The following is a 22,619-nucleotide window of genomic DNA, read 5'->3' on the forward strand; positions in this document are numbered from 1 at the left end:
AAAAATCTAACATCCGCGTTTACTCCTTGTATTACGCAAAAAAAAAGGGGGCTTGAAGACCCCCTTTATGTTCATCCTGCGCTTACGCCAGCTGGCGAAGCATCCGGCGCAGCGGCTCCGCAGCGCCCCACAACAGCTGGTCGCCAACGGTAAAGGCCGACAGATACTCCGGCCCCATATTCAGTTTACGCAGGCGCCCTACCGGGGTGGTCAGGGTGCCCGTCACCGCGGCTGGGGTCAGCTCGCGCATGGTAATCTCACGATCGTTCGGTACCACTTTGGCCCACGGGTTGTGCGCGGCCAGCAGCTCCTCAACGGTCGGGATAGACACATCTTTCTTCAGCTTGATGGTGAACGCCTGGCTGTGGCAGCGCAGCGCGCCAACGCGGACGCACAGGCCGTCTACCGGGATAACGGACGAGGTGGCGAGGATCTTGTTGGTCTCCGCCTGGCCTTTCCACTCTTCGCGGCTCTGGCCGTTATCCAGCTGTTTGTCGATCCACGGGATCAGGCTGCCCGCCAGCGGTACGCCGAAGTTATCCACCGGCAGCTCGCCGCTGCGGGTCAGCGACGTCACTTTGCGCTCGATATCCAGAATGGCGGAAGCCGGATTCGCCAGCTCTGCCGCAACATGGTTGTGCAGCTGACCCATCTGGCTCAGCAGCTCGCGCATATGACGCGCGCCGCCGCCGGAAGCCGCCTGGTACGTTGCCACGCTGACCCACTCCACCAGATCCTGGGCAAACAGGCCGCCGAGGGACATCAGCATCAGGCTAACGGTACAGTTGCCGCCGACAAAGGTTTTGACGCCATTATTCAGGCCGGCGGTGATCACGTCCTGGTTAACCGGGTCGAGGATAATGATCGCATCGTCCTTCATGCGCAGCGAAGAGGCGGCGTCAATCCAGTAACCCTGCCAGCCGCTTTCGCGCAGCTTCGGGTAAATCTCGTTGGTGTAATCGCCGCCCTGGCACGTGACAATAATGTCCAGTGCCTTCAGCGCGTCCAGATCGAACGCATCCTGAAGCGTGCCACCGGTGCTACCGCCGAATGACGGCGCTGGCTGTCCCAGCTGGGAGGTAGAGAAGAACACCGGGCGAATGGCGTCGAAATCGCGCTCTTCAACCATGCGTTGCATGAGAACAGAGCCGACCATTCCGCGCCAGCCGATAAAACCAACATTTTTCATAACGTATTCCTGCGAGGTGTGTGCTGTTTGTGCCTGGCCAGTTTCCAACTGGATTATCCCTCACCTTACAAAATGCAGCTAAAGTCGCAAGTGAAATTAATCAATGATTGCTGAACAATCAGAAAAGCAACTTATCCTGCACATTGTCCACCGTCGCTGGTCGTCGTCAAAAACGCAACGATTATCGGGGAAATCCCCTGCGCAATGGAATATTTTCCGTTGCTATTTTATTGATCCTGATTATGGATTGAGCGCGAAATCAGGTGATTTACCGCTTGCCAAATAAACGCATCAAACCCAGGCACAGCAAGGGCTGACGAGGGATACGAGTATCGTCGTAGCGCTAATAAGGGCGAATAGCAGGCAAGGAAAAGGGGGAAAAAGGGCGGCTTATTACAAAGAAGCCAGGGTAAGCAGCGTTACCCTGGCTTTTTATACCCCGCGAGCGGGAGGTGAGCGGGCTTAGCTCAGCAGCTGGAAAGCGATCATACCGACAATCGCCCCGGTGGTACCCAGGATGGTTTCCATCATGGTCCAGGTTTTCAGCGTCTGGGCTTCCGTCGCACCAGTAAATTTACCGAACAGCCAGAAGCCGGCATCGTTCACGTGGCTCACCACAATCGAGCCGCCGGCGATACAGATAGACAATGCCGCCATCTGCGCGCCGCTGTAGTTCAGCTGCTCAATCACCGGCATCACCAGGCCGACCGCCGTCAGGCACGCCACGGTGGCAGAGCCCTGAATGATACGCACCGCCGCCGCCAGTACGAAACAGGTAATCGCAATCGGCAGACCCAGGCCTGTCAGCGCTTCGCCGAGCGCCGGGCCGACGCCGGAGTCAACCAGCACCTGCTTGAAGACGCCGCCGGCGCCGATCACCAGCAGGATAATCCCCGCCGGCTGCAGCGCGTGGCCACAGATCTCCATCACGCGGTCTTTCGCCATCCCCTGGCGCATCGCCAGGCCGTAGATCGCGACCAGGCAGGCAACCAGGATCGCGGTGAACGGATGGCCGATAAACTCGAACCATTCGTAGGCAGTGGAACCCACCGGCACAAAGCGCGCGGCGATGGTTTTTAGACCCACCAGCACCAGCGGCAGCAGGATCAGCGACAGGCTAAAGCCGAAGGAGGGCATTTTTCCTTCGCCGAGATGCGGTTCGCTGATATCGTCAGGAATATGCAGCTCAACGTAGCGGCTAATGAAGTTACCCCACAACGGACCGGCGATAATCATCCCCGGGATCGCGGCGCACAGGCCAATCAGGATCATCCAGCCAAAGTCGGCGTGCATTTGCGACGCCAGCAGCATCGGCGCCGGCCCGGGAAGCAGGAACGCGGCGGCGGCGGCCACCCCGGCAAACAGCGGGATCACCAGCTTCACGAGGTTAGTGCCGGTATGGCGCGCCATCGAGAAAGCGACGCTGATCAGCAGGACAATGGCCACTTCGAAGAACAGCGGCAGCGCGCAGATAAGACCGGCAAGACCAATCGCATAGTGCGCGCGGTTGTGGCCGAAGGATTTGAGCATCTTGACGGCAATCTGATCGACCGCCCCCGTTTCATGCAGGATCTTACCGAACATCGCGCCGAGCGCGACGACGATCGCCAGGAAGCCCAGCGTACCGCCCATCCCTTTCTCCATCGTCGCCGCGATTTTATCCAGCGGCATGCCGGAGAAAAGACCTGCACCAATAGAAACCACCATCAAAGCCACGAAGGCGTGCATCCGCGCTTTCATGACTAAAAACAGCAGCAGCAATACCGAGCCGACTGCTGTTAAAACAAGCGTTAAAGTACTCACTAGTGACTGCCTTTGTTGATCACCTCGATGGTGCTGGCCACCACGCCTTCCAGCGGCTGGTCGATATCGACGATAAGCACATCGCTCTCGTCGGCGCCTGGTTCCTGCAGCGTTTCAAACTGCGTCACCAACATTTGGGTTTTGAAGAAGTGTCCTTTGCGTGCCTTCAGACGGTTTTCGATCACGTCGAAATCGCCTTTCAGATAGATGAAGGAGAGGTTCGGGTTGCCCTTACGCAGAATGTCGCGGTAGCTCTTCTTCAGCGCCGAGCAGACGATCAGCGACACCTTGTTGGTACGCTGCATAGCAAACGCGGCGTCATTCAGCGCCTGCAGCCACGGCGTGCGGTCATCATCGTTCAGCGGCTCACCGGAGGCCATCTTGGTGATGTTGCTGCGCGGATGCAGAAAGTCGCCGTCGAGAAACGCGGCATGCAGTTGATGCGCCACTTCGCTGGCGACAGCGGATTTCCCGCTGCCGGAAACGCCCATCAGAACATAGACGTGGTGATCATGATTAGTCGTGCTCAAAGCATCCTCCCACCGGACAGGTACGCCGCGCCATGGCTGACTCATCCAGCGCGAAGGCGGCGTATCGGTTAATTGTTACGGGTAACTGTTATCGGTAACATTGTCATGCCGGACCTGTGGAGAAGCAATATCCATTCGTGCCAGATGTGAATATGTGTGATCTACTTCAAACTTGTCAGTTTAAATTGATCCGCCCGGTGACAATGTGAAACCTAAATCTAACATCTTAGGGGTAATCGCTTCACCACGAATGCGCGCCAGCAGCCGTTCGGCGCCGATGCGTCCCATCCGCTCGCGCGGGGTCAGGACGCTGGCCAGCCGCGGCTCCATCACCTGGCCGATATCATGGCCGTGGAACCCGGCGATCGCCATATCATCGGGGATCTTCAGCCCCAGACGCTGGCATTCAAACGCCGCGCCGACCGCAAGGTCATCGTTGGTACAGAAGATACCGTCAAGCTGCGGATATTCGCGGCGCGCCTGACGCATCAGCTCAATACCCGACGAGTAGGACGAAGACTGCTCCACCATCACGCTATAGGGCGTCATCCCGGCGTCGAGCATCGCCTGCTCGTACCCCTTCTGTTTGATGATAGTTCGTTCATCGAGACGCGCCCCCAGATAGGCGACGTGGCGGTGGCCGCGGGCGATAATCGCTGCGGTCATCTGCCGGGCGGCTTCAAAGTTATCAAACCCGACAGCGATATCGAGGCACGGCGACCGGCTGTCCATCAGCTCCACCACCGGAATGCCGGCGACTTCAATCATCTTCAGGGTGCGAGGCGTATGAGTTCGTTCGGTGAGGATCAGGCCGTCAATGTTCCAGGAGAGCATCGATTCCAGGCGTTTCTCTTCCATTTCCGGCTTATAGCCGTAGTGCGCCAGCATGGTTTGATAGCCGAAGGCGTCGGTGACGCTTTCGATACCGCGCAGCACTTCCGAGAAGACCTGGTTAGTTAACGACGGCAGCAGCACGCCGATGGCGCGGCTGGTCGCGTTGGAGAGAATGTCAGGGGCGCGATTGGGAATATAACCCAGTTCATCGAGGGCAACGGCAATCTTGCCACGCAGCGCTTCGGAGACCTGCTCCGGGTTGCGTAAATAGCGACTGACCGTCATTTTGGTCACGCCGACAAGATCGGCTACATCCTGAAGTACGGGTCTTTTCTTTTTCATCGTCCTGACTGTGATCAACGGGGAAACATTTTCTCAGTTTATCACGGACAAAGCGCAACCTTCGCCGATGTTGGAGAAGGTTGCGCAATTTATTTAACCTGGCTCAGATAACTATCAAACCGGCGGCAGATCGAACAGCAGGATCTCGCTATCGCTGTCGGCATGAACCGAAATCGCCTGCTCGTCCCAGATGGCCAAACCGTCGCTGGTGGTGGCTTTGGTACCGTTGATGGTCACTTCGCCTTTGACCACCTGGATCCACACGCGGCGTTCCGCGGCAATCTGGTGAACCGACTGCTCATCTTTCAGCAGCGCCCAGCGATAGAGTTCCATATCCTGGTACACCTTCAGCGAGCCATCTCGCGCATCTGGCGACAACACCAGCTGTTTGCCCTGGGCGGCGTCGAAGCGGCGCTGCTCGTAGCGCGGGGTAATGCCGGTTTCTTCCGGAATAATCCAGATCTGATACAGACGCAGACGATCGGTTTTGCTCGGGTTGTACTCAGAGTGGCGCACCCCGGTACCCGCACTCATGATCTGGAACTCGCCTGCCGGCACCTGCTCTTTGTTGCCCATACTGTCCTGGTGCTCCACCGCCCCTTCCAGCACATAAGTCAGGATTTCCATGTCTTTGTGTGGATGGGTACCGAAGCCCTGACCGGCGTCGATGACGTCGTCGTTAATCACCCGCAGGGCAGAGAAGCCCATAAAATTCGGGTCATAATAGTTGGCGAAAGAGAAAGTATGCCAGGAATCCAGCCAACCATGGTTAGCGTGGCCACGTTCGTTCGCTTTGCGTAAGTAGATCATGTTGCACCCCCGTATGTTTTCGATGGAGTCAGTGTGGACCCATTTCGCCGTCGATCATAGAGGGTGAAAATTGACTCCTCTGTTCAAAAAATATGAACAAGCGTCGAGGAGCCCGTTTTGCTTATTTTGCCAGGGTGATGGTGGCCGGAGAAGGCTGTTCAAAGCCGCGCTCCAGGATCTCCATATTGGTGAGAACGTCAGATTCCTTGACGTAATTCGGCTGGCCGTTGACGAGAGTTTCATACAGCGCGTCGTACACCCGACCGTAGTCGCCGGTCTCCAGCGGCACCGCTTCACGCACCGTCTCCCCCGCCTCGTTGACGTACACCAGCTCGCCGACGCTGTCGTCCGCGCCAAAACCCGGCTCGTCCGGCATGATATTGGCCTTCAGGCTGGTCTCCTGCTGGTCAATGCCGTATTTCACAAACGAACCTTTATGGCCGTGAACGATGAATTTCGGGTAGTCGATCTGCACCAGGTGGCTGGTTTTGACGATGGCCTTCAGATCGCCGTAGAACAGTTGGGCCTCAAAGGTGTCATCCGGGTTGGCTTTATTGCGCAGCGAGCGCAGATCGTAAGAGACATGGTCCGGACGGCCGAACAGCGAAATGATCTGATCCAGGGTATGTACGCCAAGGCCATAGAACTCGCCGTTTTGCGGGCCGCCGGGGTTGGTCTCCGCCACCGGGCGGTAGTTATCAAAATGACTTTCGATCTCCACCAGTTCGCCGAGTTTCCCGCTCTCAATCACCTTTTTGGTGGTCAGGAAGCAGGAGTCGAAACGGCGATTCTGGTAGGGCGTCACCGTGAGACCTTTGCTGTTTGCCAGGGAAAACAGGGTTTTTGCTTCCTCAAGCGTCGGGGTGAACGGCTTTTCCACCAGCACGTTTTTCCCCGCCTCCAGCGCCTTTTTCGCATATTCGAAATGACTGTCGGCGTGGGTGCAGACCACCACCAGATTGACCTGTGGGTCGTTTAACACGTCATCAAGATCGCTGGTGAAATGGATATGGGAATACTGCGGCGCCTGCTCCTCGGGCTTCGCCCGGCGGCGGTAGATATGCGCCACATGCCAACGGTCTTTGCGGTGCAAAACGTAAGGAAGATGGTAGCGGGTGGTACTTTTGCCGAAGCCAATAAATGCGCAGTGCAGAGTCATAACGCTGTCCTTAGTTGATGAGCTACCTTCAACCATAGCGCAAGCCGGGCCATCACTTCATCCTCTCTGTCCGCTTTCCTGGAAGATTCGCCAGCAAAATAGTTCAAGCATCACTTATACGAAAATATTAATAACCAATTGATTAACCAGGAATTAATTCGCCATTTTCCAGCTAAAAAACTTGATCCTAACGGCGAAACTACGGATAAGTGGAGGGCAAACCAGGACGTTGCTGATGACTAACGGAGTAGCCAGCCGCTGCTAATGGACAAACAGTATTTCGCCATAAACGGCACCCTTTTTTTCTGGCTTCTTGGACTGATCGCCTGGTCTGTCGATGCCATCGCGCTGGCGCGCCTGGCGGCCGCCTGCGCGCTTGTCGCTTTCCTCCTCCATAGCCAACGGAACAAGATTAACGCGATGTTTATTAAGAAAAATAAAACGGAACCTCAAGCGTCAGAAGCAGCCACATTTCCGGCAATAAACCCAGAACCCGAAGCGGTCGCCAGCAAAAAACACGAGACCACGATCATCGCCAGCGGGGTACATTTCGTCGGCAATATCGTCGCCAGCGGCCATGTCTATATTCACGGCCAGTTGACCGGCAACATTGAGGCCAAAGAGCATCTGATTAAGATAATGCGTGAAGGCCAGGTGGAGGGCAACATCAGCTGCCGGGAGCTGATTATTGACGGCAAGGTGCAGGGCCAGTGTCATGGCGATAGCATCACCATCGAGGAGCACGGCCATCTGGATGGTACCCTCGCCTATCGCGCGCTGGCGATCAAGAAAGGCGGGGTTTTTAGCGGTCGCGCTGAAATGCTGGCCGCAGCGGAGAACAAAAGTCATATTCTCGGTCTGGTAGCAGACACGCCATCCAAAGCCGACGCGGAGCCCGCCAGGCCGCAGAGCGCCTGAGATAGCGGCAAAAAAAAAGCCAGCACCCGGCTGGCTAAAGTAATACTGGAAGCAATGTGAGCAATGTCGTGCTTTCAGGCTTTCCGCAAGGGTCTCCCTGAATGCAGGACAATAATAATCATTCTCATTCGCACTTGTCTACTTTTTTTTGCAAATAATGCGTGTTGACTCGAACGCCGTAGTCAGTGATGTTTAAAGGGACTTTTCACCTGAATGAGGAACAAGGAATGAGTGACATCGTGATACGCCATGCTGAACCGAAAGATATTGACGCGATTCGTCAAATTCACGCCCAGCCGGAGGTGTATCACAACACGCTACAGGTCCCTCATCCATCCGAACATATGTGGCGGGAGCGGCTAACCGATACGCCCGGCGTGAAGCAGCTGGTGGCCTGTATCGATGAGCAAGTCGTCGGCCATTTAAGCATTGCCGTCGTCCAACGTCCCCGCCGTAGCCACGTCGCCGATTTTGGTGTCAGCGTGGATTCGCGCTGGCACAACCGCGGCGTCGCCAGCGCGCTGATGCGTACTATGATTGATATGTGCGACAACTGGCTGCGGGTTGAACGTATTGAGCTGACGGTGTTCGCCGATAATGCCCCGGCGATTGCGGTGTATAAGAAGTACGGCTTTGAGATCGAAGGCACCGGCAGGCGTTACGCGCTGCGCAACGGTGAGTATGTGGATGCGTATTATATGGCGAGAATGAAGTAGCGTGTTGCCGGGTGGCGGCGACTGGCCGCCCTCTGTGCGCTCCCTGCGCCATGAGAGTCATAACGCAGAAGAAATATCGGGAGCGCAATGTGCTCTGAATTAACACAAAGCACATATTTTTCCCGGACCAAAAAGTTGAAAACCGATAACAGTATCTACGTTCGCACAGTTGTAGGCCCGGTAAGCGCAGCGCCACCGGGCAACACATCAATACCCCGCCGTTAAATCATCCGGCGAACGCGGATCGGAGGCGCCATACAGCATGCCGTCCGGCCCTACCATGATGCTTTGGGTACTGCCCATCGCCTCTTTCAGCGCCACTTTCTGCCCCTTCGTCTCGAGCAGCTTCAGGGTATCCGGGCTAAAGCCTTTCTCCACCCGCAGCTCATCCGGCAGCCATTGATGGTGGAAACGCGGCGCATTGGTGGCTTCCGCGACGTTCATCCCGAAATCGATGGTATTGACCACCATCTGCAGTACGGTGGTGATGATCCGACTGCCGCCCGGGCTGCCTGTCACCAGCCAGGTTTTGCCGTCTTTCACCACAATGGTCGGCGACATCGACGACAGCGGGCGTTTTTTCGGCTCCACCGCATTGGCGTCGCCGCCCACCAGACCATAGACGTTAGGCACGCCGGGCTTCGCCGAGAAATCATCCATCTGGTTATTGAGTAAAATACCGGAATCGCCGGCCACAATGCCGGTACCGAAGGTGGTATTCAGCGTATAGGTCACCGCCACCGCATTACCCTCTTTATCGACCACCGAGAAGTGGGTGGTCTGGTTACTTTCATACGGCGCCAGCTTGCCCGGGCGGATCTGACTGGAAGGTTTGGCCTTGTTGACATCAATCTCGGCGGCAATTGCTTTGGCGTAAGCTTTGCTGGTCAGCGCCTGCCACGGCACTTTGACGAAGTCAGGGTCGCCGAGATATTCAGAACGGTCGGCATAGGCGTGTTTCTCCGCCTCCGCCATCACCTGCATAGCATCGGCACTGCCAAAGCCATATTTCTGCATATCGAAGTTTTCGAGGATATTGAGGATCTGCACGATGTGGATCCCGCCGGAAGACGGCGGCGGCATGGAATAAACCTCATACCCGCGATATTCGCCGCTAACCGGCGTACGCTCCACGGCCTTATAGCTGGCAAGATCGGCTTTGGTGATTAGCCCGCCGTGCTTTTTCATCTCGTCAGCGATCTGGTCGGCGATGGCCCCTTTATAGAAGGCCTCCGGGCCGTGCTCGGCAATCAGCTCCAGGCTCTTACCGAGATTCTTTTGCACCAGCCGGTCGCCCTTTTTCAGCGGCTCGCCGTTCTTCCAGAAGATCGCTTTACTGTTTTCATGCTGCGGGATCACTTCGCTGCCATAGGTCTTCAGATCGTCCGCCAGCGCATCGTTAACGATAAAGCCCTCTTCTGCCAGCTTAATCGCCGGGCGGATCACTTTGTTCAGCGGCATGGTGCCGTATTTTTCCAGGGCGAGAGAGAAACCGGCGACGCTGCCTGGCGTGCCGGAGGCCAGATGCGAAGTCAGTGATTTTTTACTGTCCGGGTTGCCCTGGTCGTCAAGGAACATGTCGCGGGTGGCCTGTTCCGGCGCCATTTCGCGGAAATCGATCGCCGTGGTCTTGCCGTCTTTAGTCCGCAGCATCATAAAACCGCCGCCGCCGATATTCCCGGCCTGCGGATGCGTGACCGCCAGCGCGTAGCCAACCGCCACCGCCGCATCGACAGCGTTGCCGCCCTGGCGCAGAATATCCACGCCGACGCGGGTCGCCAGCGCGTCCACCGACGCCACCATCCCCTGCCGGGCGCGTACCGGGTGGAACACATCTTCCTCTACGCCATAAGAGACCGGCGGCGGCGGTGGCGGATTGGCGGCGACGGTGAAACTACCGCCCGCCAGCAACGCAGCGATGACCACCTGGCGCCATATTGTTGTTTTTATCATTGTCTTACTCCTGAAAGGTAGGTTTCATTCCCCGCTTAAGCCTGGTTGATAACACCTAAAAAATCATTGTTATGGCGGATTCGAGGTACACTTAAGTGATCCCACGCACGGGAGGAGAAAACCATGAAAGCGATTCTGTTTCTGGCGGCGCTGATGCCGCTTGGCGTATTAGCCCAGCCGATCAATATTAATAACAACCCTAACCAGCCGGGTTACGTGGTGCCCAGCCAGCAGCGCATGCAAAATGAGATGAAGGTGCAGCAACAGCAGCAGCAGAGCATGCTGAAGCAGGATCTGAACAATCAGACCCGCTCGCAGCAGCAGCATTTGCAAAACCAGTTGCAGACGAATCAGCAGCGCGCGGCCCAGGGCGGCAATCTCAATCCGCCGCAGCAGGTGCTACCGAACAACAACGGTGGAATGCTGCGGCAGACCAACCCGTAAAGGTCAGCCGCCGCAAATCCGTCTTAAGGGTGGAAATTCGGCCCGATGACGTCAATGGCATCGGTGCAGATGCAATCTACACCCCAGCGCAGCAGCTCGGCGGCGCGCTGGGGTTTATTGACCGTGTACACCAGAATATGCAGGCCGGCCTGTTTCAGGCTCGCCACCCGCGCCGCATCCAACAGCTTGTGATTGAGGTGAATCGACACGCAGCCCAGCCGGGTGGTCAATTCGCGCCAGTCATCGCGCCACTCATCCAGCAGCAGCCCGCGCGGCAGCTCGGGCGCGGCTTCCTGCGCCGCCTCCAGAGCATCGATTTCAAAAGAGGAGAGCAGCGGCGCGGCCATGCCTTGCCACAGATCGCGCGCAGCCAGGGCCACCACGTTGCCGGTCTGCGGCCCCAGCCCGGTGGTCGGCTTAATTTCGATATTCGCCATCATACCGTGACGGCGGCAGCGCTCCGCCACCTGAGAGAGCAACGGCAGCGGCTCGCCCTTAAATTCACGGCTGAACCAGCTGCCGGCATCGACCTTCAGCAGATCGTCCCACGCCAGCTCGCCCGCCACGCCCCAGCCGTTGCTGGTGCGTTCGAGATTATCGTCGTGCAGCAGAAAGATCTGCCCGTCCTTCGACAGCTTGACGTCAAATTCAATCATCGTGTGCCCGTAGCGGGCGCCAACGTCGATAGCCGCCAGGGTGTTCTCCGGCGCCAGTTTACCGCCGCCGCGATGGGCGACGATGCGGGGATAAGGCCAGTTACTCATGCGCGTTGTCCTGTTTCACCATCAAAGAGATGCAGATGTTCCAGGGGCAGATGCAGCCATAGCGTACTGCCGCCCGCCGGGCGCTGCTGATGCGGCAGTCTGACCACCAGCTTCTGCTCGCCCCAGCGCCCGTGGGCGAGGTTATCGGCACCTAAAATTTCCAGGGTATCCATCAGCAGCGGGATGCCGCCTTGCGCCTGCGAGCTTAAAATAAAGTGCTCCGGGCGGATACCGAGCGTCATTTTACGCCCGGCGTAGCGCCGATGCTCGTGATTCATCGGCAACGCCATGCCACCGGCCAGCTCGAAGCGGCCGCCGTCATCGCTCACCCGCCCTTCCAGCAGGTTCATGGCCGGGCTGCCGATAAAGCTTGCCACAAAGCGGCTGGCGGGCTTCTCATACACTTCCACCGGCGTGCCGATCTGCTCGGCAACGCCTTTATTCATCACCATCACCCGCTGGGCGAGAGTCATCGCTTCGACCTGATCGTGGGTGACATACAGCGAAGTCGTTTTCAGGCGGCGATGCAGCTGCTGCAGTTCCAGACGCATCTGCACGCGCAGCTTGGCGTCGAGATTTGACAACGGTTCGTCGAACAGGAATACCGCCGGGTCACGCACGATAGCGCGGCCCATCGCCACGCGCTGGCGCTGACCGCCGGAGAGCTCCCGCGGGCGACGCTTGAGCAGACCATCCAGCTCCAGAATACGCGCCGCCTCCTGCACCCGCTCGGCAATCAATCCCTTACCCATGCCGCGGATCTTCAGCCCCCACGCCATGTTCTCTTCCACGCTCATATGCGGATAAAGCGCATAGTTCTGGAACACCATCGCGATGCCGCGATCTTTCGGTTCCATCTCAGTCACCCGTTTGCGATCGATCCAGATATCGCCGCTGGTCACCCGCTCCAGTCCGGCAACCATCCGCAGCAGCGTTGATTTCCCGCAGCCCGACGGGCCGACCATGACGATAAATTCCCCGTCCGCCACGTCCAGCGTCAGCGGTTGAATCACCTGGGTTTTGCCATCCCAGCTTTTGCTTACTGCCTGTAGTTTTAAACCAGCCATTTTATTTCTCACTATCGACCAGGCCACGCACAAAGGCGCGCTGCATGGCTAAAACGATGACAACCGGCGGGATCAGGGTCAGCAGCATCGCCGCCATCACCTGATTCCACTGGGTAGTACCTTCGCCGGTGGCGATCATGCCTTTGATACCGGCGACGGCGGTGCCAAGATTCACATCCTGAATAATCAGCAGCGGCCACAGATATTGGTTCCAGCCGTAGATAAAGGTGATGACGAACAGCGCCGCAAGATTGGTTTTCGACAGCGGCAGCACGATGTCGCGGAAAAAACGCATCGGCGAAGCGCCATCAATACGCGCCGCTTCAATCAGTTCGTCCGGCAGGGTCATAAAGAACTGGCGGAACAGGAAGGTGGCGGTGGCCGAAGCCATCAACGGCAGCGTTAACCCGGCGTAGCTGTCGAGCATTTTGAGGTTGGCGATGACCTCCACCGTCGGGAAAATCCGCACCTCGACCGGCAGCATCAGGGTAATAAAGATCATCCAGAAGAACAGGTTACGCAGCGGAAAGCGGAACCAGACGATGGCGAACGCCGAAAGCATCGACACCACGATTTTGCCGACCGTAATGGCGAACGCCATGATGAAACTGTTGAGCATCATCAGCCAGAACGGCGCGCTGTTGACGCCGACGCCGTTCACCCAGATGGTCTTCATGTTCTCCAGCAGATGGCCGCCGGGGATCAGGGTCATCGGCGTTTCAAACACCGATTGGTTATCCAGCGTCGCCGCCACGAAGGCGACGTACAGCGGGAATAAAATGACGGCAATACCCAGAATGAGCATGGTGTGGCTGAAAATCGTCAGCCCGCGACGGTTCTCAATCATTGGTAACGCACCTTACTTTCAACGTAACGGAACTGCACCACCGTCAGGATAATAACGAGGAACATCAGCACCACCGACTGCGCGGCGGAAGCGGAAAGATCGAGTCCGGCAAAACCTTCGCGATAAATTTTGTAGATCAAGGTGGTGGTGGCCTGCACCGGGCCGCCGGCGGTGGCGGCATCGATCACCGGGAAGGTGTCGAAGAAGGCGTAAACCAGGTTGACCACCAGCAGGAAGAAGCTCACCGGCGCAATCAATGGCAGCGCCAGCTTAAAGAAGCGACGAATGGGCCCGGCGCCGTCAATGGCGGCGGCCTCAACCAGCGAACGCGGGATCGACTGCAGCGCGGCGAAGAAGAACAGGAAGTTATAGCTTATCTGCTTCCATACCGAGGCGAAGACCACCAGGAACATCGCCTGGCCGCTGTTTTGCGCGTGGTTCCAGTCGTAGCCCAGCTCGCCGAGGAAATGGGTGATCAGCCCGCGCCCGGGGTTAAAAAGGAAGATCCACAGCACCGCCGCGACGGCGGGGGCCACGGCGTACGGCAGCAGCATCAGCGTTTGATAAAAGCGGCTGCCTCGCACCACATAGTCGACCAGCGCGGCAAAAAACAGCGAAACGAGCAGGCCGCTGACAGTCACCAGGGTGCTGAATTTTATAGTGGTCCAGAACGAGTCCAGATAGTACGGGTCATGAAACAGCGCAACGAAGTTATCCAGGCCGACAAACTGGCTGGAAAGGCCAAACGGGTCGACACTCTGCAGCGAGTACCATAGCGCTTCGCCCGCGGGCCAGATAAAGAAAATCAGCGTGATAATCAGCTGCGGCGCGACCAGCACATAGGGCAGCCAGCGCGAGCGGAATACCGGACGGGATGATGACATTGAGATTGGGTTCCTGAACAATGCCGGGAGGCGGCTACGCCTTACCCGGCCTACATAGGGCACATCGTAGGCCCGGTAAGCGCAGCGCCACCGGGCAAGTTACAGATTACGATTTGGTCGCTTGCTCGAAGCGACGCAGCAGCTGATTCCCACGCTGAACAGCGGAATCCAGCGCCTGTTGCGGGGTTTTCTTGCCGGTCCACACGCTCTCCAGCTCTTCATCGACGATGGTGCGGATTTGCGGCATGTTGCCCAGACGCAGGCCTTTGGTGAACGGCAACGGCGGCTTGTTCAGCATCTGGCGGGTGGCGATATCGGCGCCCGGGTTCTTATCATAGAAGCCCTGCTGGCGCGTCAGATCGTAGGCCGCAGTGGTGATCGGCAGATAGCCGGTTTTCTGGTGCCATTCGGCGGCGATTTCCGGTTTGGTCAGGAAATCGAGGAACTTCGCCACGCCGGTGTAAGTCTCTTTGTCTTTACCCTGCATCACCCACAGGCTGGCCCCGCCGATGATGGCGTTCTGCGGCGCGCCTTTCACGTCGGCATCGTATGGCATCATGCCGACGCCGTAGTTGAATTTGGCGTACTGACGAATATCGGCCAGCGAGCCGGATGACGCGGTAGTAATCCCGCAGTCACCGTTATAGAACTTCTCGGTGGACTCGTCTTTGCGCCCGAAGTAGCTGAAATCACCCTTCTTGTTCATCTCTTCGAGCAGGGCGATATGCTTCACCTGCTCCGGCTTATTGAACTCCAGTACCGCATCGGTACCGTCGAAGCCGTTATTTTTCGTGGCCACCGGCAGACCATGCCAGGCGCTGAAGTTTTCAATCTGGATCCAGCCCTGCCAGCCGCTGGCGTACCCGCACTTCATCCCGGCGGCTTTCAGCTTCGCGGTATAGGCCGCCAGATCCTGCCAGGTCTTCGGCGGCTGCTCCGGATCTAAGCCGGCTTTTTTGAAGGCGTCTTTGTTGTAGTACAGCACCGGCGTAGAGCTGTTAAACGGCTGGGAGAGCAGATGGCCGGTTTTCGAATCGGTGTAATACCCGGATACCGTCGGCACGAACTGCGATTCATCAAACTTGATGCCCGCCTCGCTAAACACCTGGTACACCGGCTTAATGGCTTTTGACGCCATCATGGTGGCGGTGCCGACTTCATACACCTGCAGGATCGCCGGGGCGTTGCCGGTACGGAAAGCGGCGATACCAGCACTCAGGCTCTGTTCATAGTTGCCTTTGTATACCGGAACGATTTTGTAATCAGGATTGGCCGCGTTAAAGCGTTGCGCCAGAGAATCCACTTCTTTACCCAGCTCGCCTTCCATTGAGTGCCAGAATGGGATGGTGGTAACCGCCAGGGCCTGACCGGCAAAAGCCAGGCTCAGCGCCAGTCCTAAAGCTGTATGTCGTAACGATATCATCGGTTATCTCTCTTGTTGTGCCGGATGCGCGATTTCACGCGTTTTATGCTCGCGGGGTAACATGACATGTTCGAATTACAGAAAAATAACTTTTTTATTACAAAAAAAAGATAGTAACGGGTCAGAGAGATGACAAGCCGATGAAAGGACGGGGGAAGTAAAGTGGGAGCTGAGACACGGATAATATTTGCGCGATCGGCTCCCGGGGTCGGCGCAAGCGCCTCGCCCGGGCTACAACGGCTTGGGTAGCCCGGCCAAGCGAAGCGCCGCCGGGTTGCAACGATTTAACCGTCATCCGCGCAAACGCGCGACAATCTGTTCCAGGGTAAGTTGCCCCGCTGCCGCCTCGACGGTCATGCCGACGAAGTCCGGGTTCGCCGGCAATATAATTCCATTTCGCTTTAAAAAAAGCAGGGTAATAAACAGTGCCGTACGCTTATTTCCATCATTGAAAATATGGCCGCGAGAAATCGCCAGCAGGTGCATCGCAGCGAGTCGCCACACGTCTGTCACACCTTCATATTCAATTTTGTTTAGCACCCTATACATTATCGCTTCGGCACGCCCCGGGTCGGGCATACCGGCAACGCCAGGCGTGACGCGGAGCAGCCTGTCGTGAAACTGTATTATCTCTTCCGCTGAGATAATCTGCAGCGTCATTTATCCGCAAGCTCCCTGATCTCATCACCATGAACCGCCATAATAGCCGCGAACTCATCATCCATTCTGGCCGCCTGGTAGCGTTCAAATTCTTCTGCACTAATGATGACCGCAGATTTATGCCCACGACGGGTAATGGTCACAGGTACACCTGTCACTGCGCTTTCCAGCACATCGGCCAGATTTTGTCGGGCTTCGCTATAGTTAACCGTTCTCATAAATACCTCCAAAGCTGTACTCTTTTATTGTACAACATACATGTACAAAAAAAGAGCCATCAGGCTCTTTTAAAGGTATTTATGCGATCGGCTCCCGGGGTCGGCGCAAGCGCCTCGCCCGGGCTACAACCCGGCGAAGCGAACGACGCCGGGTTGCGATGAATTAACCGCCGAGATAGGCGCTGCGCACCGCCTCGTTGGCCAGCAGCGCGTCGCCGGTATCCTCCAGCACCACGTGACCGTTTTCCAGTACGTAGCCGCGATCGGCCAGCTTCAGCGCCTGGTTGGCGTTCTGCTCAACCAGGAAGATCGTCATCCCCTGCTCGCGCAGCTGCTCGATGGTGTCGAAAATCTGCTGAATGATAATCGGCGCCAGCCCTAATGAGGGCTCATCAAGCAGCAGCAGGCGCGGCTGGCTCATCAGAGCACGACCGATCGCCAGCATCTGCTGCTCGCCGCCGGACATGGTGCCGGCGCGCTGAATACGGCGTTCATGCAGACGCGGGAACAGCTCATACACCCATTTGATGCGGGTCTGGAACTGATCGCGGTCGGCAAAGAAACCGCCCATCGCCAGGTTCTCTTCCACCGTCATACGCGAAAAGACGCGCCGCCCTTCCGGGACGATCGCCACCGCTTCACGCATGATCTTCGCCGTCTGCCAGTCGGTAATATCCTTACCGTCAAAGACAATGCGCCCGCTGGAAGCGCGCGGATCGCCGCACAGCGTGCCGAGCAGGGTGGTTTTCCCCGCGCCGTTGGCGCCGATCAGCGTGACGATTTCACCCTGTTTGATATGCAGGCTGACGTTGTGCAGCGCCTGAATCTTGCCGTAGTGGGCGCTGACGTTGTCAAAAGTTAACATCGCGTTTTCCATCTTATGCCTCACCAAGGTATGCGCGGATCACGTCCGGGTTATTACGAATCTCTTCCGGCGTCCCGTTGGCCAGCGGCGTCCCCTGGTTCACGACGTAGATACGATCGGAAATGCCCATCACCAGCTTCATATCGTGTTCGATAAGCAGAATGGTGGTGTTGTGATGGTTACGCAGCTCGGCGATAAGCTCGTCCAGCTCTTTGGTCTCTTTCGGGTTCAGCCCCGCCGCCGGTTCATCCAGCATCAGAATTTCCGGCTGGGTCACCATGCAGCGGGCAATCTCCAGCCGGCGTTGGTCGCCGTAGGCCAGGTTGCTGGCCTGACGGTTGGCGTGCTCCAGCAGGCCGATACGCTCCAGCCAGGTGGCGGCCCGGTCCAGCGCTTCGCTCTGCGCCCGACGGAAGGCCGGCGTTTTCAGCAGGCCGGAGAAGAGCCCGGTTTTCAGCTGCTGATGTTGCGCCACCAGCAGGTTTTCAATCACCGTCATTTCGCGGAACAGACGCACGTGCTGGAAGGTCCGCACCACGCCCATCCGCGCAATCTGCTGGCCCGGCAGCCCTTCCAGGTGCTGGTCGCGCAGCATAATGGTGCCGCCAGTGGGCTTGTAGAAACCGGTCAGGCAGTTAAAGACGGTGGTCTTCCCGGCGCCGTTGGGGCCGATCAGCGAGACAATCTCGCGCTCTCTGAGCTCCAGCGACACATTGTTGACGGCCAGCAGGCCGCCGAAACGCATCATCAGGCCGCTGACGGATAATAATGGCTGACTCATGCCTGCTCTCCTTTCGCCTGACCGTTTTTCAGCTTCAACTGCACGCGCGTCATTGGCAGAAGCCCCTGCGGACGCCAGATCATCATCAGCACCATCAGGCCGCCGAGCATTAACATGCTGTATTCGTTGAAGTCACGCATCAGCTCGCGCGAGACCACCAGCAGAATAGCCGCGAGGATCACCGCGAACTGCGAGCCCATCCCGCCCAGCACCACGATCGCCAGCACGAAGGCCGACTCGGCGAAGGTGAAGGATTCCGGGCTGACGAAGCCCTGGCGCGCAGCGAACAGCGTCCCGGCGAAGCCAGCAAACGCGGCGCTGATGGTAAAGGCGGTCAGCTTGATGCGCGTCGGGCTCAGGCCCAGCGAACGACAGGCGATCTCATCTTCACGCAGCGCTTCCCACGCCCGCCCCAGCGGCATTCGCAGCAGGCGGTTGATGACGAACAGGCTGAGCACGACCAGCAGCAGCGCCACCAGGTAGAGGAAAATCACCCGATCGGAGGGATCGTATTTGACGCCGAAGAAGTTGCTGAAGGTATCCCAGCCGCCTTCGCGGGCGGTACGGCTAAATTCAAGGCCGAAGAAAGTCGGTTTCGGGATCTGGCTGATGCCGTTCGGCCCGCCGGTGATCTCGGTATTGTTGAGCAGCAGAATACGCACAATTTCACCGAAGCCTAAGGTCACAATCGCCAGATAGTCGCCGCGCAGACGCAGCACCGGGAAGCCCAGCAGGAAGCCGGCCGCCGCGGAGACCAGGCCAGCCAGCGGCAGACAGGTCCAGAAGCCGAGACCGTAATAGTGGTTCAGCAGCGCGAAGGTATACGCGCCGATGGCGTAGAACCCGCCGTAGCCCAGCACCAGCAGGCCGGAAAGGCCGACCACCACGTTCAGCCCGAGGCCGAGGATGATATAGATCATCGTCAGGGTGGCGATATCCACCGTGCCGCGCGACACCATAAACGGCCAGGCCACGGCGATCACCAGCAGGGCTATCAGGAACAGCTTCTGCTTCACCGTTGAGCCGTCAATCGCCGGCATAATAAACTTCGGCCCGGAGACGTTCTTAACCGCTTTCTGGAACAGCGGCCGCAGCAGCTGGAAGAAAAAGACCACCGCGGTGCCGATAAAGATCCACTGCCAGCGAATATCGGCGGCGGTATCGACCACCAGCTTGGTGCCGTCCAGCTCCAGCTGCACGCCCATAAAGACGCCCGCCAGAATGAAGAACATCACGGCAGACAGCAGCGCCATTGCAATTTGCATCGGTTTCATACTTTTTCTACCTCCGGGCGGCCCAGAATGCCGGTCGGCATCACTAACAGCACCAGAATCAGCAGCGCGAAGGAAACGACGTCCTTATATTCGGTGCTGAGATAGGCAGAAGAGAGCGCCTCGGCAATACCCAGGATCAGGCCGCCGATCATTGCGCCAGGGATACTGCCGATACCGCCAAGCACGGCGGCGGTGAAGGCCTTCATCCCGGCCATAAAGCCGATGTAGGGGTTAATCACGCCGTAGAACTGGCCGAGCAGCACGCCCGCCACCGCCGCCATCGCTGCGCCGATGACAAAAGTCAGGGCGATGACGCGGTCGGTGTTAATCCCGAGCAAGCTGGCCATTTTCAGGTCTTCGGCACAGGCGCGGCAGGCGCGCCCCATCCGCGAGTAGCGAATAAACAGCGTCAGGGCCAGCATGGCGATAAAGGTCACCACCCAGATCACCAGTTGCATGGTGGTGATCGTCGCGGAGAAGCTGTCGCTGTGGCCGACGATCCACTGGCCGTTAAACAGGCTTGGCAGCGCCACGTCGCGCGACCCCTGGGTCAGGCTGACGTAGTTCTGCAGGAAGATAGACATCCCGATAGCGGAGATCAGCGCAATCAGACGCTTAGAGTTACGCACCGGCCGATAGGCAACGCGCTCGATACTCCAGCCGTAGGCGCTGGCAATCACAATGGCGCCCACGAATCCGGCGGCGACCAGCAGCCAGCTGGTGTCGATGCCCATCATCATCAGCGCGGCGATGATCATGAAGGAGACATAGCTGCCAATCATGTAGACCTCGCCGTGGGCGAAGTTGATCATGCCAATAATGCCATACACCATCGTATAGCCGATCGCGATCAGCGCGTAGGTACTGCCCAGCGTGACGCCGTTAAACATCTGCTGCAGAAAATAGAGAAACTGCTCGGACATAAGGTAACCTTTTTCAAACCGCCCGCGGTTCGCGGGCGGAGGGATAACTCGTCTTCAGCGCTTATTTCGCCGCGCTCGAAGAGCCGTCGGCGTGCCACTGGAAGACACCAAACTCAAATCCCTTCAGATCGCCTTTTTCATCCCAGGTCAGCGGCCCAATCACGGTTTTCGCCCCGTGCGCTTTCAAATCTTTGATTAAATCCAGCGGCTGCTGGCTGCCGGTTCTGTCCATCGCCTGCGCCAGCGACTGAACGGCGGCATAGGTGATCCAGACGTACGGCCCGCTCGGATCTTTCTTCTCCGCTTTCAGCGCGTTGACGATGGCGCTATTGGCAGGGTCCTGATCGTAGCGTTTTGGCATTGTCACCAGCATGCCTTCCGCCGCGGCGCCCGCGATATTGGACAGCGAGGCGTTGCCGACCCCTTCCGGCCCCATAAACACGGTTTTCAGCCCGACGGAGCGCGCCTGGCGCAGCATCTGGCCCATTTCCGGGTAGTAGCCGCCGTAGTAGACGAAGTCGATGTTCTCTTTCTTCAGGCGCGCCAGCAGGGCGGAGAAATCTTTTTCCCCCGCGGTGATGCCGTCGAAGAAGACGATATTGGCCCCGGCTTTCTTCAGGTTGTCCTGCACCGAACGCGCCAGCCCTTCGCCGTACTGCTGCTTGTCATGAATGATGGCGATACGCTGCGGTTTCACTTTCTCGACGATATATTTCGCCGCGGTCGGCCCCTGCGAGGAGTCGAGGCCGGCGGTACGCATGATGTACTGATAACCGCGCTGGGTCAGCTCCGGATTGGTCGCCCCGGGGGAGATCATCAGGATGCCTTCATCCTCATAGATGTCGGAAGCCGGCTGGGTGGAAGACGAGCACAGGTGGCCGATAACGTACTGAATGCCGTCGTTGACGATTTTGTTGGCCACCGCGACCGCTTGCTTCGGATCGCAGGCGTCGTCATATTCCACGGCCACCAGCTTGTCACCCTTAATACCGCCGCTGGCGTTGATGTCTTTAATCGCCTGACGCGCGCCATTGAACTCCATGTCGCCCCACTGGGCCACCGGACCCGACATCGCGCCGACCACGGCGACCTTAATATCCTTGGCCATCGCCGCGTGCGACATCGCTAATGCGACAATGCCCGCGACGATGGTTTTCGCGTTCCTTTTCATGCTGCAGAACCCCGTTCGTGATGTGGTGTAAATGTTTTGTATTTTTATGGTTAAAAAGCATTCTGTGCTTTTATTAAACAACGCCATTTTTACCATTGAGTTTAATGGTTTAGCGCAGCTTTTCACTAAAAAACAGATTAAAATCTCTATTTTTCAGTCGATTAAGCAAAGATAATATTCTGTATTTTGGTGAAGATAAACAAAAAAAAGTCCATCCTGCAGCATAAAATAACGATACATAAGGCGGAATAAAACGCTGCACATTAGGTTAAAACTCTGCTTATTTTTCGATCCATGACGGATTGCGCTACCCTGACTACATCCGGAAAACGAATCCCCTGATGTATGCGCAAAAAACAGCGCTCCGCCAGACAGCAATTTTGGGTACACTGGCGCCTCTGTTTTGCACTGGATTTGCCGCCCATGAAACTGACCATTATCCGTTTACAGCACTTCAGCGATCAGGATCGCATCGACCTGGGGAAAATCTGGCCGTCGCAGGATCTGTCGACCCTAACCCTGGACGAGAATCATCGTCTCTACGCCGCCCGCTTTAACGAACGCCTGCTGGGCGCCGTGCGCGTCACCCTGCGCGGCGTCGAAGCCGAGCTCAGCGATCTGTGCGTGCGTGAAGTGACCCGCCGCCGCGGCGTCGGGCAATACTTAGTGGAAGAGACGTTGCGTGATAACCCGGCCATCAATAGCTGGCGCGTCGCCGACCAAGGGGTGGAGGACCGCGGCGTGATGGCCGCATTTATGCAGGCGCTCGGCTTTAGCGCCCAGCAGACCGGTTGGGAAAAGCATTAAGCCGTAGCCCCAATATGCGGAGCATGACCAAGGAAGAACCCGGCGGCGCTTCGCTTAGCCGGGCTACCTGGAAATTGTAGCCCCGGTAAGCGCAGCGCAACCGGGATCAGACAACGCATCTGCGGCGTGAAAGGCCCCACTCATTTAACCCAGCATTTCGCGTTGCAAAAAGGCGTCAAGACCCGAAATCCCCGGGAGCTTACATCAGTAAGTGACCGGGGTTGAGGGCCGCAGACA

23 protein-coding genes and 1 pseudogene are annotated in these 22,619 nt (G+C 57.5%); 5 read left to right on the forward strand and 19 right to left on the reverse strand.

Annotated features, from left to right (window positions below; translation table 11 throughout):
- Window positions 1–82 precede the first annotated feature (82 nt).
- Window positions 83–1,189: an aspartate-semialdehyde dehydrogenase gene (gene asd / locus FHW76_RS14170; RefSeq protein WP_012540397.1), complete on the reverse strand. Its 1,107-nt coding sequence runs from the start codon at window positions 1,187–1,189 to the stop codon at window positions 83–85.
- 103 nt (window positions 1,190–1,292) lie between these two features.
- On the opposite strand from asd, the pseudogene FHW76_RS26465 reads away from it, so the two are divergent.
- Window positions 1,293–1,655: pseudogene (locus FHW76_RS26465) on the forward strand (hypothetical protein).
- Here the strand turns inward: FHW76_RS26465 and gntU are convergent.
- The 5 genes from gntU to FHW76_RS14200 form a co-directional block, all read right to left on the reverse strand.
- Window positions 1,652–2,992, reverse strand: a complete 1,341-nt coding sequence (gntU, locus tag FHW76_RS14180) for a gluconate transporter (RefSeq protein ID WP_008806984.1) — start codon at window positions 2,990–2,992, stop codon at window positions 1,652–1,654. The pseudogene FHW76_RS26465 and the gene gntU overlap by 4 nt on opposite strands.
- Window positions 2,992–3,522: a gluconokinase gene (gene gntK, locus FHW76_RS14185; RefSeq protein WP_012540395.1), complete on the reverse strand. Its 531-nt coding sequence runs from the start codon at window positions 3,520–3,522 to the stop codon at window positions 2,992–2,994. Before gntK ends, gntU begins: the two co-directional genes overlap by 1 nt.
- 180 nt (window positions 3,523–3,702) lie before the next feature.
- Complete coding sequence (gntR, locus tag FHW76_RS14190; RefSeq protein WP_002920777.1) at window positions 3,703–4,698, reverse strand: gluconate operon transcriptional repressor GntR; 996 nt, start codon at window positions 4,696–4,698, stop codon at window positions 3,703–3,705.
- A gap of 114 nt (window positions 4,699–4,812) precedes the next feature.
- On the reverse strand, window positions 4,813–5,508 hold the full coding sequence (locus tag FHW76_RS14195) for a pirin family protein (RefSeq protein ID WP_002920779.1): 696 nt from the start codon (window positions 5,506–5,508) through the stop codon (window positions 4,813–4,815).
- Window positions 5,509–5,629: 121 nt separating this feature from the next.
- On the reverse strand, window positions 5,630–6,667 hold the full coding sequence (locus tag FHW76_RS14200) for an oxidoreductase (RefSeq protein ID WP_183476790.1): 1,038 nt from the start codon (window positions 6,665–6,667) through the stop codon (window positions 5,630–5,632).
- A gap of 264 nt (window positions 6,668–6,931) precedes the next feature.
- Here FHW76_RS14200 and FHW76_RS14205 point away from each other — a divergent pair, with 264 nt between their 5' ends.
- A complete protein-coding gene (locus FHW76_RS14205) occupies window positions 6,932–7,585 on the forward strand; it encodes a polymer-forming cytoskeletal protein (protein ID WP_022066275.1) in 654 nt (217 codons plus the stop codon).
- A 227-nt stretch (window positions 7,586–7,812) separates the two neighbouring features.
- A complete protein-coding gene (yhhY, locus tag FHW76_RS14210; RefSeq protein WP_004181470.1) occupies window positions 7,813–8,301 on the forward strand; it encodes an N-acetyltransferase in 489 nt (162 codons plus the stop codon).
- A 207-nt stretch (window positions 8,302–8,508) separates the two neighbouring features.
- Here yhhY and ggt read toward each other — a convergent pair whose 3' ends face one another.
- Window positions 8,509–10,254: a gamma-glutamyltransferase gene (gene ggt, locus FHW76_RS14215; protein ID WP_008806980.1), complete on the reverse strand. Its 1,746-nt coding sequence runs from the start codon at window positions 10,252–10,254 to the stop codon at window positions 8,509–8,511.
- Window positions 10,255–10,377: 123 nt separating this feature from the next.
- On the opposite strand from ggt, the gene FHW76_RS14220 reads away from it, so the two are divergent.
- Entirely contained in the window at window positions 10,378–10,698 is a 321-nt protein-coding gene (locus tag FHW76_RS14220; protein WP_008806979.1) for a DUF2756 family protein, read from the forward strand.
- Window positions 10,699–10,721: 23 nt separating this feature from the next.
- Here FHW76_RS14220 and ugpQ read toward each other — a convergent pair whose 3' ends face one another.
- From ugpQ to livK, 12 genes are all read right to left on the reverse strand, one after another.
- Window positions 10,722–11,462 carry a glycerophosphodiester phosphodiesterase gene (gene ugpQ / locus FHW76_RS14225; protein ID WP_022066273.1) on the reverse strand — a complete coding sequence of 247 codons (741 nt, stop codon included), beginning with the start codon at window positions 11,460–11,462 and terminating at the stop codon, window positions 10,722–10,724.
- On the reverse strand, window positions 11,459–12,529 hold the full coding sequence (locus FHW76_RS14230; RefSeq protein ID WP_008806977.1) for a sn-glycerol-3-phosphate import ATP-binding protein UgpC: 1,071 nt from the start codon (window positions 12,527–12,529) through the stop codon (window positions 11,459–11,461). Before FHW76_RS14230 ends, ugpQ begins: the two co-directional genes overlap by 4 nt.
- 1 nt (window position 12,530) lies before the next feature.
- Window positions 12,531–13,376: a sn-glycerol-3-phosphate ABC transporter permease UgpE gene (gene ugpE, locus FHW76_RS14235; RefSeq protein ID WP_044643074.1), complete on the reverse strand. Its 846-nt coding sequence runs from the start codon at window positions 13,374–13,376 to the stop codon at window positions 12,531–12,533.
- Window positions 13,373–14,260 carry a sn-glycerol-3-phosphate ABC transporter permease UgpA gene (gene ugpA / locus FHW76_RS14240; protein ID WP_012967120.1) on the reverse strand — a complete coding sequence of 296 codons (888 nt, stop codon included), beginning with the start codon at window positions 14,258–14,260 and terminating at the stop codon, window positions 13,373–13,375. Before ugpA ends, ugpE begins: the two co-directional genes overlap by 4 nt.
- A 106-nt stretch (window positions 14,261–14,366) precedes the next feature.
- Complete coding sequence (ugpB, locus tag FHW76_RS14245; protein ID WP_022066271.1) at window positions 14,367–15,683, reverse strand: sn-glycerol-3-phosphate ABC transporter substrate-binding protein UgpB; 1,317 nt, start codon at window positions 15,681–15,683, stop codon at window positions 14,367–14,369.
- A gap of 291 nt (window positions 15,684–15,974) precedes the next feature.
- Window positions 15,975–16,343 carry a type II toxin-antitoxin system death-on-curing family toxin gene (locus FHW76_RS14250; protein WP_002920800.1) on the reverse strand — a complete coding sequence of 123 codons (369 nt, stop codon included), beginning with the start codon at window positions 16,341–16,343 and terminating at the stop codon, window positions 15,975–15,977.
- Entirely contained in the window at window positions 16,340–16,561 is a 222-nt protein-coding gene (locus FHW76_RS14255; RefSeq protein ID WP_004174006.1) for a type II toxin-antitoxin system Phd/YefM family antitoxin, read from the reverse strand. Before FHW76_RS14255 ends, FHW76_RS14250 begins: the two co-directional genes overlap by 4 nt.
- A gap of 163 nt (window positions 16,562–16,724) precedes the next feature.
- Window positions 16,725–17,438: a high-affinity branched-chain amino acid ABC transporter ATP-binding protein LivF gene (gene livF / locus FHW76_RS14260; RefSeq protein ID WP_004145133.1), complete on the reverse strand. Its 714-nt coding sequence runs from the start codon at window positions 17,436–17,438 to the stop codon at window positions 16,725–16,727.
- 1 nt (window position 17,439) lies between these two features.
- Window positions 17,440–18,207 carry a high-affinity branched-chain amino acid ABC transporter ATP-binding protein LivG gene (gene livG, locus FHW76_RS14265; protein WP_008806972.1) on the reverse strand — a complete coding sequence of 256 codons (768 nt, stop codon included), beginning with the start codon at window positions 18,205–18,207 and terminating at the stop codon, window positions 17,440–17,442.
- Window positions 18,204–19,481 carry a branched chain amino acid ABC transporter permease LivM gene (gene livM / locus FHW76_RS14270; protein WP_008806971.1) on the reverse strand — a complete coding sequence of 426 codons (1,278 nt, stop codon included), beginning with the start codon at window positions 19,479–19,481 and terminating at the stop codon, window positions 18,204–18,206. Before livM ends, livG begins: the two co-directional genes overlap by 4 nt.
- Complete coding sequence (gene livH, locus FHW76_RS14275; RefSeq protein ID WP_012540389.1) at window positions 19,478–20,404, reverse strand: high-affinity branched-chain amino acid ABC transporter permease LivH; 927 nt, start codon at window positions 20,402–20,404, stop codon at window positions 19,478–19,480. The genes livM and livH overlap by 4 nt, the downstream gene beginning before the upstream one ends.
- Window positions 20,405–20,465: 61 nt before the next feature.
- On the reverse strand, window positions 20,466–21,575 hold the full coding sequence (gene livK / locus FHW76_RS14280) for a high-affinity branched-chain amino acid ABC transporter substrate-binding protein LivK (protein ID WP_002920808.1): 1,110 nt from the start codon (window positions 21,573–21,575) through the stop codon (window positions 20,466–20,468).
- 423 nt (window positions 21,576–21,998) lie between these two features.
- On the opposite strand from livK, the gene panM reads away from it, so the two are divergent.
- Window positions 21,999–22,382 carry an aspartate 1-decarboxylase autocleavage activator PanM gene (panM, locus tag FHW76_RS14285; protein WP_012540387.1) on the forward strand — a complete coding sequence of 128 codons (384 nt, stop codon included), beginning with the start codon at window positions 21,999–22,001 and terminating at the stop codon, window positions 22,380–22,382.
- Window positions 22,383–22,619 lie beyond the last annotated feature (237 nt).

The organism is Klebsiella sp. RC2, assembly GCF_014192815.1.
Classification (GTDB): Bacteria; Pseudomonadota; Gammaproteobacteria; order Enterobacterales; family Enterobacteriaceae; genus Klebsiella; species Klebsiella variicola.